13 protein-coding genes and 1 pseudogene are annotated in these 12,217 nt (G+C 67.6%); 6 read left to right on the top strand and 8 right to left on the bottom strand.

Going from position 1 to position 12,217, the window contains the following annotated elements; all coding sequences use genetic code 11:
- The first annotated feature begins 2 nt into the window (after positions 1-2).
- A complete protein-coding gene (folB, locus tag M6G65_RS13755) occupies positions 3-380 on the top strand; it encodes a dihydroneopterin aldolase (protein WP_238197940.1) in 378 nt (125 codons plus the stop codon).
- Positions 377-847 carry a 2-amino-4-hydroxy-6-hydroxymethyldihydropteridine diphosphokinase gene (gene folK, locus M6G65_RS13760; RefSeq protein WP_238197938.1) on the top strand — a complete coding sequence of 157 codons (471 nt, stop codon included), beginning with the start codon at positions 377-379 and terminating at the stop codon, positions 845-847. The genes folB and folK overlap by 4 nt, the downstream gene beginning before the upstream one ends.
- A gap of 6 nt (positions 848-853) precedes the next feature.
- Here folK and xoxJ read toward each other — a convergent pair.
- From xoxJ to M6G65_RS13790, 6 genes and pseudogenes are all read right to left on the bottom strand, one after another.
- Positions 854-1,713 (bottom strand): annotated as a pseudogene (xoxJ, locus tag M6G65_RS13765) (rare earth element methanol dehydrogenase accessory protein XoxJ).
- Positions 1,698-2,312 carry a c-type cytochrome, methanol metabolism-related gene (locus M6G65_RS13770; RefSeq protein WP_238197935.1) on the bottom strand — a complete coding sequence of 205 codons (615 nt, stop codon included), beginning with the start codon at positions 2,310-2,312 and terminating at the stop codon, positions 1,698-1,700. The pseudogene xoxJ and the gene M6G65_RS13770 overlap by 16 nt, the downstream one beginning before the upstream one ends.
- 134 nt (positions 2,313-2,446) lie before the next feature.
- Complete coding sequence (gene xoxF1 / locus M6G65_RS13775; protein WP_250104062.1) at positions 2,447-4,252, bottom strand: lanthanide-dependent methanol dehydrogenase XoxF1; 1,806 nt, start codon at positions 4,250-4,252, stop codon at positions 2,447-2,449.
- 709 nt (positions 4,253-4,961) lie between these two features.
- Positions 4,962-5,249, bottom strand: coding sequence for a hypothetical protein (locus M6G65_RS13780; RefSeq protein ID WP_238197931.1), 288 nt, complete (start codon positions 5,247-5,249; stop codon positions 4,962-4,964).
- Positions 5,250-5,374: 125 nt separating this feature from the next.
- Positions 5,375-6,547, bottom strand: a complete 1,173-nt coding sequence (rnd, locus tag M6G65_RS13785) for a ribonuclease D (RefSeq protein ID WP_250104063.1) — start codon at positions 6,545-6,547, stop codon at positions 5,375-5,377.
- An 87-nt stretch (positions 6,548-6,634) separates the two neighbouring features.
- The gene (locus M6G65_RS13790; RefSeq protein WP_238197928.1) at positions 6,635-6,991 is read right to left on the bottom strand and encodes a hypothetical protein; all 357 of its coding nucleotides are present in this window, start codon (positions 6,989-6,991) and stop codon (positions 6,635-6,637) included.
- A gap of 186 nt (positions 6,992-7,177) precedes the next feature.
- Here M6G65_RS13790 and aspS point away from each other — a divergent pair, with 186 nt between their 5' ends.
- From aspS to M6G65_RS13810, 4 genes are read left to right on the top strand one after another with little or no spacing between them, the layout of a single operon-like run.
- A complete protein-coding gene (aspS, locus tag M6G65_RS13795) occupies positions 7,178-9,022 on the top strand; it encodes an aspartate--tRNA ligase (protein WP_238197926.1) in 1,845 nt (614 codons plus the stop codon).
- A 21-nt stretch (positions 9,023-9,043) separates the two neighbouring features.
- Positions 9,044-9,916, top strand: coding sequence for a glycosyltransferase family 2 protein (locus tag M6G65_RS13800; RefSeq protein ID WP_250104064.1), 873 nt, complete (start codon positions 9,044-9,046; stop codon positions 9,914-9,916).
- On the top strand, positions 9,913-10,989 hold the full coding sequence (locus tag M6G65_RS13805) for an acyltransferase family protein (protein ID WP_250104065.1): 1,077 nt from the start codon (positions 9,913-9,915) through the stop codon (positions 10,987-10,989). The genes M6G65_RS13800 and M6G65_RS13805 overlap by 4 nt, the downstream gene beginning before the upstream one ends.
- Positions 10,986-11,318 (top strand): hypothetical protein, encoded by a 333-nt coding sequence (locus M6G65_RS13810; protein ID WP_238197920.1) that lies wholly within the window; start codon positions 10,986-10,988, stop codon positions 11,316-11,318. The genes M6G65_RS13805 and M6G65_RS13810 overlap by 4 nt, the downstream gene beginning before the upstream one ends.
- Here the strand turns inward: M6G65_RS13810 and M6G65_RS13815 are convergent.
- Together M6G65_RS13815 and M6G65_RS13820 are read right to left on the bottom strand one after the other, a co-directional pair.
- The gene (locus M6G65_RS13815) at positions 11,288-11,539 is read right to left on the bottom strand and encodes a DUF3297 family protein (protein WP_238197918.1); all 252 of its coding nucleotides are present in this window, start codon (positions 11,537-11,539) and stop codon (positions 11,288-11,290) included. The genes M6G65_RS13810 and M6G65_RS13815 overlap by 31 nt on opposite strands.
- Positions 11,536-12,186 (bottom strand): CatB-related O-acetyltransferase, encoded by a 651-nt coding sequence (locus tag M6G65_RS13820; RefSeq protein ID WP_238197978.1) that lies wholly within the window; start codon positions 12,184-12,186, stop codon positions 11,536-11,538. The genes M6G65_RS13815 and M6G65_RS13820 overlap by 4 nt, the downstream gene beginning before the upstream one ends.
- Between the last annotated feature and the right edge of the window lie 31 nt (positions 12,187-12,217).

Here is a 12,217-nt window from a genome sequence, read left to right on the forward strand (position 1 = left end):
GCATGGGCGGCGATCTGATCCGCGTCACCCGCATCGCCGTGTTCGGGCGCCACGGGCTGTTGCCCGAGGAGGCCGTGCTCGGTCAACGCTTCTACATCTCTCTCGAGGCCCGCGTCGACCTCAGCGAGGCCGGACGGTCCGACGCGGTCGCCGGCACGGTGAGCTACGCCGACCTGACGCAGATCGCCGTCGCGATCAGCACCGAGCAGCGCTTCAACTTGATCGAAGCCCTGGCGGAGGCCATCGCGGCGAGCATCCTCGAGCGCTTCGCGCGCATCGACGCGATCACCGTCCGCGTCGACAAGCCGAGCGCACCGGTCCCGGCGATCCTGGATGGCGTCAGCATCGAGATCACACGCCAGCGCGGAGATCGCGCATGAGGGCCTATCTCGGCATCGGCAGCAATATCGGTGACATGGCCGCGATGCTGGACCGGGCTGTTGCGGGGCTCGCCGCCGTGCCGGGCATCGCAATCGTCGCGCGCTCGGCCGATTATCGCACGCCGCCCTGGGGCAAGACCGATCAGCCCTGGTTCCTCAACGGCGCCGTGGCAATCGACACGGACCTCGATCCGCATGGCCTGCTCGATGCCTGCCTGTCGGTGGAGCACGATCTCGGTCGCGTGCGCGAGGAGCGCTGGGGGCCGCGGGTCATCGACATCGATGTGCTGGCCTACGAGGGGGCCGCCGTCGAGGATGCGCGCCTCGTGCTGCCGCACCGCTACGTGCGCGAGCGCGCCTTCGTGCTGGTGCCGCTCGCCGAGATCGCTCCGGATCTCGTCATCGGCGGTGAGCGGGTGGTCGACGCCCTGGCGAAGCTCGACCGGAGCGGCATCGCGCCGGCCTGAGGCCGCTCAGCGCTCGCCGGGCTCGGCCAGCTTGTTGTCTTCCTCGCCGAGGAGCGGCACGTCGTACGCGCGCAGCACCTGATCGATATCCGCCTTGCGCTTGCGCAGGACCATGTTCAGCGTGCGCTTCCAATCGTTCTCGCCGAGGCGGACGCCCATGGCGATCCGATAGGCCATCGGCGGCCGCTCGGGCTCCTTGAGCAGCGGCACCACGCTCATGGCCGTCCCAGACTGCTTGGCGAGCCAGCCCGCGGCCGGTCCCCAGAGCACGGCGGCGTCGATCTCCTTGGCGGCGAGGGCCGCGATGATCTCGGCTGCGACCGTCTGATGCTTGCGGGAGGGGTCGAGCTGATACGGCGCGTAGGCCTTCATGCTGGACACGAGGCCCAACTCGCCCATTCGGTTCACCGGCGGGGTTCCCGCGATGACACCGATGCTCTTGCCCTTCAGGCGCGCGTCATCGAGGCCGGTCACGCCGTCGAATTCCCCGGCACGGGTGACCAGCGTGTAGGCGGACCGGTAATAGGGATTGGTGGTCTGGACGAGGTCGCTGCCGAAGGCCTGCCCATGATCAGGTCGCAGAGGCCGGTCCCGAGCGTGTTGCGCACGAAACCCGGGCCCTGAGTCAGCCAGTAATAGCGGACCTTCACCTTCAGTTCGTCGGCAATGATCGCCGCGATCTTGTTCTCGAAGCCGTCCTCCTTGCGTTCGGAGAACGGCATGTTGCCCGGATCCCCGCAGACGCGCAGCACGTCCGTGGTGACCATATCCGGCAGATGCTGGGCGAGCGCTCCCTGCGCCCCGGTCAGAGACAGGGCACAGAGAGCGACGATCCGGGCAAAAGACGACATCAGCCGCCCATGCATTCCTTCTCGGCCTTCTTGGCAGATTCAGGCTTGTCCTCGTGCTCGGAAGGACGGATGCGCCCAATCGCTCCGGCGGCGCGCGCCTTCAGATAGACGTAGAGATCGTCCGAGTAGCACATGACGTTCTTGTTGTCGCCGAAGGCCGGCATGACCTTCTGCTCGGCGGCGTTCACGTCCTGCTTGCCGCCCACCAGAATGCCGATGAACTCCTCGTAGGAGAGGTGCTTCAGCGAGTCCTTGAGCGCGGGCGCATAGGTCGAGCCCATGCCGTCCGGGCCGTGGCAGACGTGGCACTCGGCGTGATAGCGCCGGTATCCTGAGTAGGTGTACCAGTCGAGCTTCTTGCCCTCCTGGGTCACGTGGAACGTCGGGTGGCCGTCGGCGTCCGTGTACTTGCCGTCCTCGTTCTTCACGGCGGCATCCTGCTTCAGGAGCTTCTCGTCCTGCTCGGCAGTCTTGTCGTTCGCGTTGAGCGAGTTGGCGAGGGCGGGGTCGGCAGCGGGCTTGGCATCCTCAGCATGTACGGCAACCGAAGAGACGGTCGCTAGGGCGAGGGCGGCGATAACCGGCCGCGTTACAATCTTGCTGAGGTTGAGCAACGCATGTGTCTCCCTGGATCGAGGCCCTTCGTCTCCCTCCGAGCCGTAGCCTCTTGCGAGAAAGTCTAATCACAAGGATGCCGGCGCGGGAACCCGCGCCGGCACCGATTTTCACAGGTGGACCCTGCGGCCGATTAGTTCGGCAGAGCGAAGACCGTCAGCTGACCGCCGAGGTTGGTGTACTGCGACAGAGCCGCGTAGCCACCCACCGCGCCGAGGCCGGCGTTCGGGTCGGTCAGGCCGGCCGCGAGGCCGATGCCGGCCCAGCCGCCGACGCCCGAGAGGACGCCCACGTACTGCTTGCCCTTGTGCTGGTAGGTCATCACGTTGCCGATGATGCCCGACGGGGTCTTGAACTTGAACAGCTCCTTGCCGCTCTTGTCGCCGACCGCCTTCAGGTAACCCTCAAGCGTGCCGTAGAACACCACGTCGCCGGCGGTGGCCAGAGCGCCGGACCACACCGAGAACTGCTCGGCGTTGGACCACTTGATCTTGCCGTTGACGCCATCCCACGCGATGAAGTTGCCCATGCCGCCGTGCGAGTTCGGGGCCGGGTACATCGAGAGGGTCGCACCGACGTAGGGCTGGCCCGGGGTGTAGGTCACCCGGAACGGCTCGTAGTCCATGCAGACGTGGTTGGTGGGCACGTAGAACAGGTTGGTCTTCGGCGAGAAGGCCGCAGGCTGCTGATCCTTCGACCCGAGGGCCGCCGGGCAGATGCCCTTGGAGTTGGTGTCCTCACCATTCTGCTCGGTCGAGTACTTCGACACGACCAGCGGCCGGCCGTAGTTCTTCGAGCCCTTGTCCATGTCGACCTTGGACGCCCAGTTCACGGCCGGGTCGTACTTCTCGGCGACGAGCAGGGTGCCGTCCGCGCGGTTCAGCGTGTAGCCGAAGCCGTTGCGGTCGAAGTGGGTCAGGAGCGGCTGCTCCTTGCCGTCAACCTTCTGATCCGTGAGGATCATCTCGTTGATGCCGTCGTAGTCCCACTCGTCGTGGGGGGTCATCTGGTAGACCCACTTGGCGACGCCGGTATCCGGGTTACGCGCCCAGATGGTCATCGACCACTTGTTGTCGCCCGGACGCTGCTTCGGGTTCCAGGTCGAGGGGTTGCCCGAGCCGTAGTACATCAGGTCGAGCTTGGGATCGTAGGAGAACCAGCCCCAGGTGCAGCCGCCGCCGGTCTTCCACTGATCGCCTTCCCAGGTCTTCAGCGAGGAGTCCTTGCCGACCGGCTTGCCGAGCGAGGTGGTCTTCTCCGGGTCGACCAGCATCTGGTCGTCCGGGCCCTCGGAGTAGCCGCGCCACACCTTCTTGCCGGTCTTCAGGTCGTAGGCGGTGACGTGGCACTGCACGCCGAACTCGCCGCCCGAGATGCCGACGATGACCTTGTCCTTGACCGGCAGAACCGTCGCGGTGTTGGTCTCGCCCTTCTTCGGGTCGCCGTTCACGACCGACCAGTTGACCTTGCCGGTCTTGGCATCGAGCGACACGAGGGTGGTGTCGGCCTGGTGCAGGAGGATCGCGCCGTCGGCGTAGGCCAGACCGCGGTTGACCGTGTCACAGCACATGACCGGGATCACGGACGGATCCTGCTTCGGCTCGTACTTCCAGAGGATCTTCGCCTCGTGGTCGAGGTCGAGGGCGTACACGATGTTCGGGAACGGCGTGTGCACGTACATGACGTTGCCGACGACGAGCGGCGAGCCCTCGTGGCCACGCAGAACGCCGGTCGAGAAGGTCCAGGCGACCTGGAGGTTCTTCACGTTCGACGCGTTGATCTGATCGAGCTTCGAGTAACGCGTATTCGCGTAATCGACCGTCTGAAGCACCTGCTCCGCCGGGTTGGCGATGCCCTTCATGACGCTTTCGTTGGCCAGCGCCGGCGCGGCGACAGCCGCGACACCCGCGCCGAGCGCAAGGAGATGTACCGCTCTCATGGGTTCCTCCGACAAGTCTTTGAGTGTTTTCGCGACACGTCTAGAGAGTGGCGTCGCTAGGACTCCGACCTGACTGTTTGCGACAGGGATGGACGCCTCGGTAGCGGGCATAGTGGACTTCGAGGAGATCTGCAGATCCCCTAGCCAGGAACCGCCATCCCTGAGGCGGTCCCCTCGAAACCGAGGCTTGGACGGACCTTAAGAGATTTTTGAGCGCCGTCAACTCGCTGTTCCATGCTCGACGTCCCTTGGTGAAAGCTTCTTTTCGCGTGACAGAAGCATGGCGAATGTCATTCTCCTGCGAAAAGAAATGGTGCGGCGCACAAATAGCCGGACGTTCTTTTCGAAGCCTTTCACGGCGACGTGAGCCGTTTGCATGCAGATCTTGCAGGCGAGGAAGCTTTGCTGATCCAGCCTATGCGCCGATGGCGGGCGTTGCTGGTGTAGGAGGGTTGTCGGAGCAGGATTGAAGACCGCAACGCGGTATCGCGGAGCGAGGGGACAATCGGGATCCGAAGCGCCGGCCGCCCGTGCGCCGTGTCGCCGCATCTCCGTCAAGGTAGGGATCTCAACAGCGTCTAAGCGGTTTGCGCGCGACAAATTGCCAGATCATCCCGGAAAAGGGCTGGCTCTGCCGTGCTGCGCCCCGGCTGGGCGACTCGGAAACCGTCCTTGTCGAGTCGCACGACGGCTCGGAGCAGAGCGGAAATTACAGGCTCCCGACCGGTCCTGTGCTCTCGAATTCCGCGACATCCTCCACGAGGTCGGTCAGCGAGATGGCGAGACGCCGTCCGTTCGCGAGACGGAGTTGCGCATCCGGTTCGATCCAGATCGGCCTGAGGTTGGAATGACTGCCGTGCAGCGTGCCGTACGCCACAACGCCGTCGGCGCGCCGCTCGATCACCACACGGTAGCGGACGCGCACGGATCCGCACCCGTCAGCGGAAACCAGCCCACGGCCGGCCAGCGTCTTCAGAACTTCGTTCGGCTCGAACATACGCGCGACGCTTGGGCGGGACTAAGCGGCAATCCCATTGCCATTTAGTCCCGGTCCGCAGGCAAGTCACGCTTGCAGGCTTGGCACGCCGTATCGCCGGGAGGATCCTGTCATGCGGCGGTGGCTCAGACGTCGCTGTGTGCCGAGGGCTCAAGGGCACGAACGACGATACGGCCCGCCTCCACGGACAGCGCCAGCCGCCCCTGTTTCAAGGCCAAGGCCCTGTCCCCGAACAGGCTCCGCCGCCAGCCCTGAAGGGCCGGAACGTCGGCAGCATCGTCGTCGGCAATCGCTTCCAGATCGCCGACCGTGCCGATGATCTTGGGCGCGACGCCCTCAGCCTCGCACACCGCCTTCAGGAGGACCTTGAGAAGCTCCACGATCGCGCCGTTGCCGCCGCTCCGGCGCACGCGCTCCGGAAGACGGATGTCACTGGTGTCGCGCGACAGCCCGCGCTCGACGGCCGCGACGATGTCGGCCCCCGTGCGCGAGCGCTCGAAGCCCGCCGGGATCGTTCGCAGCCGGGCCAGGGCCTCCGCGCTCCGAGGCGCCGCCGAAGCCACGTCGATCACGGCCTCATCTTTCAGGATTCGCCCGCGCGGGACATTGCGCGCCTGGGCCTCGCTCTCGCGCCAAGCGGCGACTTCCATCAGCACGGCGATCTCGCGAGGCTTGCGCATCCGGCCGGCCAAGCGGCGCCAGGCTTGCGCCGGATCGGCCCGGTAGGTCTCGGGCGAGGTCAGCACGGCCATTTCCTCGTCGAGCCAAGCACCGCGATCCGTGCGCAGCAGCTCGGCGACGAGAACCTCGTAGACCTTCACCAGATGGGTGACGTCCGACAGCGCATACGTGAGCTGCGCGTCGGAGAGCGGCCGCCGTGACCAGTCCGTGAAGCGGGAGGACTTGTCGATCTTGGCCTTGGCCACGTCGTTGACGAGCTGCTCGTAGGAAACCGAGTCGCCGTAGCCGCACACCATCGCGGCGACCTGCGTGTCGAAGAATGGGTGCGGCAGAAGTCCGCCGATCAGCCAGATGATCTCGAGATCCTGGCGCGCGGAATGGAAAACCTTCACGACGCGCTCGTCGGCCATGAGGTCAATGAACGGCTGCAGATCGAGCCCGGGTGCCAGCGGGTCGATCAGAACTGCGGAGCCGTCCGGAGCCGCCATCTGGATCAGGCAGAGCTTCGGGTAGTACGTCGTCTCACGCATGAACTCCGTGTCGACGGTTACGAAGGGCTGCTCGGCCAGCTGGGTGCAGATTTCGCGCAGCGTGTCGGTCGTGGTGATCAGGTCCATACGTCGGCTATACGCAACCGCCGCGGCCCTGGGGAGTGATCCGCGCGCAGGTCCCCATCTTTCCGACATCGGGTGTCAGAATACCGATCATGCCGGCCCGGCCATGACGGCCCGACGGCGGGCCCGGGATTGCCGCCGAATGCGCAGCGCGTCGGCGCGGCGTTGCGCCTCGGCGCGTCCCAGGAGCCGGTCGAGGATGCCCGTTTCGATGCGCTCCCCCGTCGCACCGTCCGTGAGGCGACGGATACGGTCGACACGGAAACCGCGATAGCCGCCCCGTCGGGCGTCAATTCCGCCGAGCAGGGTCCTGCCCAGCCCGAGCTTCAACTCGCGAGCGTCCAGCGACCGGTTGCTCCACGCACCGGTGGCATCTTCGTAGACGAGGTCGAAATGGCCATCGAGCGGCAGCGTCCGCCACACGCTCGGTGCCGTCTCGAACGTCATGTCCCGTCGGCCCTCCGGCTGGGAAAAAGCGTTGTGATTCATGCACATCATATGGGGATGAGCAGCGCTTTCCGGTAGACCGGAGGCGCGGCGCGGCGCCGTTCTTGCGGCCATTGCGGACGCCCTGCGCTTGACTTGGGGGGCCTCGCGTGAATGGTGCCGGCCTTCCCACAGAAGAAGCCCGTCATGCACCGTTACCGTTCCCACACCTGCGGGGCGCTCCGCCCGTCCGACGTCGGGCAGAGAGTCCGCCTCTCCGGCTGGTGCCACCGCATCCGCGACCACGGGGGCGTGCTGTTCGTGGATCTGCGGGATCATTACGGCCTGACGCAGTGCGTGATCGATTCCGACTCGCCGGCCTTCAAGGCCGCCGAGGCCGTGCGCTCGGAATGGGTCGTGCGGATCGACGGCCGCGTCCGCACCCGCCCGGCCGGCACTGAGAATGCCGAGCTGCCGACCGGCGCGGTCGAGGTCTATATCGATGACCTGGAGGTGCTGGGCCCGGCGGGCGAGCTGCCGCTGCCGGTCTTCGGCGACCTGGAATATCCGGAGGAGACGCGGCTCCGGTACCGCTTCCTCGACCTGCGCCGGGAGAAGCTCCACGCCAACATCATGAAGCGCGGCGCGATCATCGATTCGCTCCGCCGCCGGATGCGCGAGGGTGGCTTCTTCGAGTTCCAGACACCGATCCTGACTGCCTCCTCGCCCGAGGGCGCGCGCGACTACCTCGTGCCGTCGCGGGTCCATCCCGGCAAGTTCTACGCGCTCCCGCAGGCGCCGCAGCAGTTCAAGCAGCTGACGATGATCGCGGGCTTCGACCGTTACTTCCAGATCGCGCCCTGCTTCCGCGACGAGGATGCCCGCGCCGACCGCTCGCCGGGCGAGTTCTACCAGCTCGACATCGAGATGAGCTTCGTCACCCAGGAGGACGTGTTCCAGGCGGTGGAGCCGGTCCTGCGCGGTGTCTTCGACGAGTTCGCCGAGGGCAAGCGTGTCACCCGGGAATTCCCGCGGATCACCTTCGCGGATTCGATGCTGAAATACGGCGTCGACAAGCCGGACCTGCGCAACCCGCTGATCATCGCCGACGTCTCCGACCTGTTCGCCCGTGATGACGTGGCCTTCAAGGCGTTCAAGGGCGTGATCGCCTCCGGCGGTGTGGTCCGGGCGATCCCGGCGACCGGGGCGGCCAGCCAGCCGCGCTCGTTCTTCGACAAGCTCAACGACTGGGCCCGCTCCGAGGGCGCGCCGGGCCTCGGCTACGTCGTCTTCGAGGAGGAGAACGGCCAGCTCTCCGGCAAGGGGCCGATCGCCAAGTTCATCCCGGCCGAGGTGCAGGCGTTGATCGCCGAGCGGGCCGGCGCCAAAGCCGGCGACGCGGTGTTCTTCTCGGCGGGTCCGGAAGCCAAGGCGGCCGGCCTCGCCGGCAAGGCCCGTATCCGCATCGGCGACGAGCTGGGCCTCTGCGACAAGGACCAGTACGCGTTCTGCTGGATCACCGACTTCCCGATGTACGAGTGGAGCGAGGAGGAGAAGCGGATCGACTTCTCCCACAACCCGTTCTCGATGCCGAACATCGACCGCGAGGCGTTCCTGGCGCTCGACCTCGACGCTCTCGCCGGCGAGGACGAGAACGGCGCGAACACCAAGCGGATCCTGGACATCAAGGCGTTCCAGTACGACATCGTCTGCAACGGCGTGGAGCTGTCCTCAGGCGCGATCCGCAACCACCGTCCGGACGTAATGGAGAAGGCCTTCGCCATCGCGGGCTACGGCCACGAGGTGCTGGAGCAGAAGTTCGGCGGCATGCTGAACGCCCTGCGCATGGGCGCGCCGCCGCACGGCGGCATCGCGCCGGGTGTGGACCGCATCGTCATGCTCCTGTGCAACGAGCCGAACATCCGCGAGGTGGTGCTGTTCCCGATGAACCAGCGCGCCGAGGACCTGATGATGGGCGCGCCCTCCGAGGCGACGCCCAAGCAGCTGCGCGAGCTGCACATCCGGCTCAACCTGCCCGAGAAGAAGGCCTGAGGCGGCGCGATCCGCCGCCCGGTGCCGAGTCTCGTCGCGATCGTCGTCGCGCATGACAGCGCCGACATGCTGCCCGGCTGCCTCGCGGCGCTTGCCGGGCAGCACGTGCCGGCGATCGTGGTCGACAATGCCAGCCGGGATGCCTCCGCTTCGGTCGCGGAGGCGGCCGGCGCGCAGGTGATCCGCAACGCCCGCAACGAGGGCTACGGCCGCGCCAACAACCGGGGCGTCCGCGCTGCCGTGACGGCGGAACACGTGCTTATCGTCAACCCGGACGTGATCCTGCGCCCGGGGGCCGTGAACGCGCTGCTGGACGCGGCCCGATCCTGGCCGGATGCGGGCCTGCTGGCCCCGCGCCTCGCCGAACCCGACGGACGCTTCTTCTTCCAGGCGCGCTCGCTGCTGGCGCCCTATCTTACAAATCCGTCCGGCCGGCTCGCGCTGCCGCAGGGCGATGCCTGCGCGCCGTTCCTCTCCGGGGCCTGCCTGATGATGCCGCGCGCCCTGTTCCTCGACCTCGGCGGTTTCGACGAGAACATCTTCCTGTTCTACGAGGATGACGACCTGTGCCGGCGCGTCGCCGATCGCGGTCGTGCCCTGATCCATGTCCACCGCGCCCAAGCGTTGCATGGTCGCGGCCGGTCGTCGGCGCCCGAGCCGGGACGGGTGTTTCGCGCGCGCTGGCATCAGGCATGGTCGCGCGCCTATGTCAGCCGGAAATACGGCCTACCGGACCCGAGCCTCGCCGCGTTGGCGGCCAATGTGCCGAAGGCGCTGCTGTCCGGGCTGGTCCTGCGTCGGGCGGGACTGGAGCGCTACGGCGGCTCGGCCGCGGGCGCCCTCGCCTTCCTGCGAGGCCGGACCGCGCTGGCCCGTGAGGGCCTGACCGGATGAGCGCGCCGACGATTGCGATTGCGCTGGAACGCGGGCGCAACGGCTTCACCGGCCTGAGACTGATGCTGGCTCTGGCCGTCGTGGTGTCCCACGCGTTCAGCGTCACGACCGGCGCATCCGGCGACGAGCCCCTCGCCCGGCTCACCGGCTACACGCTGGGCGAGCACGCGGTGAACGGCTTCTTCGCCGTGTCGGGCTTCCTGGTCACGATGAGCTGTGACCGCCGCGGCATCCGGGACTACGCCCTCGCCCGGACCCTGCGGATCCTGCCCGGATTGGTTGCCGCGACGCTCGTGGTGTCGCTGGGGCTCGGCGCGGCGCTGACGCGCCTGCCCGTCGCCGAGTACCTGCGCGATCCCGCCCTGTGGTCGTTCATCCGCGGGACGCTGACGACCTTCAAGAGCAACGCCGCCCTCCCTGGCGTCTTCGAATCCAATCCCTACCGGGCTCCCCTCGGCACGGTGTGGACGCTCAAGTATGAGGTGCTGTGCTACCTCGGCGTCCTCGTCGCTGCCCTGTGCGGCCTTCTCCGGCGCCGGTGGTCGGCGCTCCTGATCGTGGCCGGGCTGGCACTCGCCCTGTCGATCGTCGCCGGCCTGCGCGGCCCCGATCTGCCGAAGGGCACGGAGACCGCCCTGCGCCTGCCGTTGATCTTCGCGGGCGGCGCGGCCCTGTATCTCTGGCGCGCACGCCTGCGTATCTCGGGCGCCGCCCTCGCCTGCCCCGCCTTCGGCGCCTTCATCCTCGCGCGGACGCCGGCCTACCCGGCCCTCCTGTTCCTGGCGGAAGCCTACGGCGCGGTCTGGCTCGCCGTCGGACCGATGGCGCGCAGGCTGTTCGATCCGCCGGCCGACCTGTCCTACGGGATCTATCTCTATGGCTGGCCGATCCAGCAGAGCCTGCACGTCCTGTGGCCGCAGGCTTCCGGGTTGGCCCTCCTGATCCCGGCACTCGGCCTGACGCTGCCTGTGGCGACCCTGTCTTGGTATGGAATCGAGCGGCCCGCGCTGGCGTTGAAGGCACGGGCGCTCGGGCGACGGCGCCTGGGCACGATCGAGCCGGCCGGGCCGTGACCGCCGACCGGCCGCTCTCGCCGCTCAAAGTGCTGGATCTGGCGGCGCGGATGCTGGAGGCGCACGGCTTCGCGATCGTCGCACGCAACGAGCGCGGCGACAGCCTGTACCTGCGGCGACCGGACTGCGCCTGGCACCTGCGCGTCTCGAACCACGCGCGCACCGCCAAGCAGCGCGCCCGTCGCTCCGATGTCCTCGCGAGCCTCGTCATAGACGGGCCGCGCTCGCCCGATCAGATCGGCAAACTCGTCCGGGATGCCGTCCGGAACTTCGAGGCCGCCCGCGCCCGAGTCGCGGATCAGGCGTCCGCGGCGGGGTCGCGGAAGTAGGGCTCGACGGTACCCTTCAGCTTCACCGTCATCGGATTGCCGGCCCGGTCGAGGGTCTTGCCGGCCGAGAGCCGGACCCAGCCCTCGCTCACGCAGTACTCCTCGACATTCGTCTTCTCGACGCCCTTGAACCGGACGCCGACCCCGCGCTCGAGCATCTTCTCGTCGTAGAACGGGCTGTTCGGGTTGGCGGCGAGGCGGTCGGGAGGCGTGTCGGTCATCGTCCGGATCTCGGATGGTCTTCGCGTTGGGCCTCGCCGGTAAGGGAATCCGCGCCGGCGCGCAACGCCGCGAGCAGGTCCGCGATCTGCCCGCTCTGCAGCAGCGGCACGAGCCGCGTCACCGCGTCGTGCGGCAGATCCCACCACGCCGCTGCGACGAGCGCCTCCACCGTCGCGGTGTCGAAGCGGCGGCGCACCACCCGCGCCGGGTTGCCGGCGACCACCGCGTAGGCCGGCACGTCGCGGGTCACCACGGCGCGGGCTGCCACGACGGCGCCGTGCCCGACCGTGACGCCCGACAGGATCATGCAGCCGGATCCCAGCCAGACATCGTGGCCGATCACCACGTCGCCCCGGGAGGCGTGGAAATCCTCCGGCGCCTCGGCGTCCGGGAAGAGCCCGCGCATCGCCGCGAACGGGTAGGTCGACGCCCAATCGAGGCGATGATCACCGCCGAGCAGGATCTCGACCTTGTCGGCGATGGAACAATAGCGGCCGATCGTCAGCCGCCGCCCGCTCTCCGGGAAGCGGACTTTTGGACGCCCGTACGAATAAGCGCCTATGGAGAAGCCGTAGGTCCTCGCCAGCTTGGCGAGGTGGATCCGGGTCTCGTTGTGCGGGTTGCGCCCCCTGCGCAGCCGGTGCAACAGACCGGTCAAGACGCGAGCCCGCGCGATG

The organism is Methylobacterium tardum (assembly GCF_023546765.1).
GTDB classification, from domain to species: Bacteria; Pseudomonadota; Alphaproteobacteria; order Rhizobiales; family Beijerinckiaceae; genus Methylobacterium; species Methylobacterium tardum.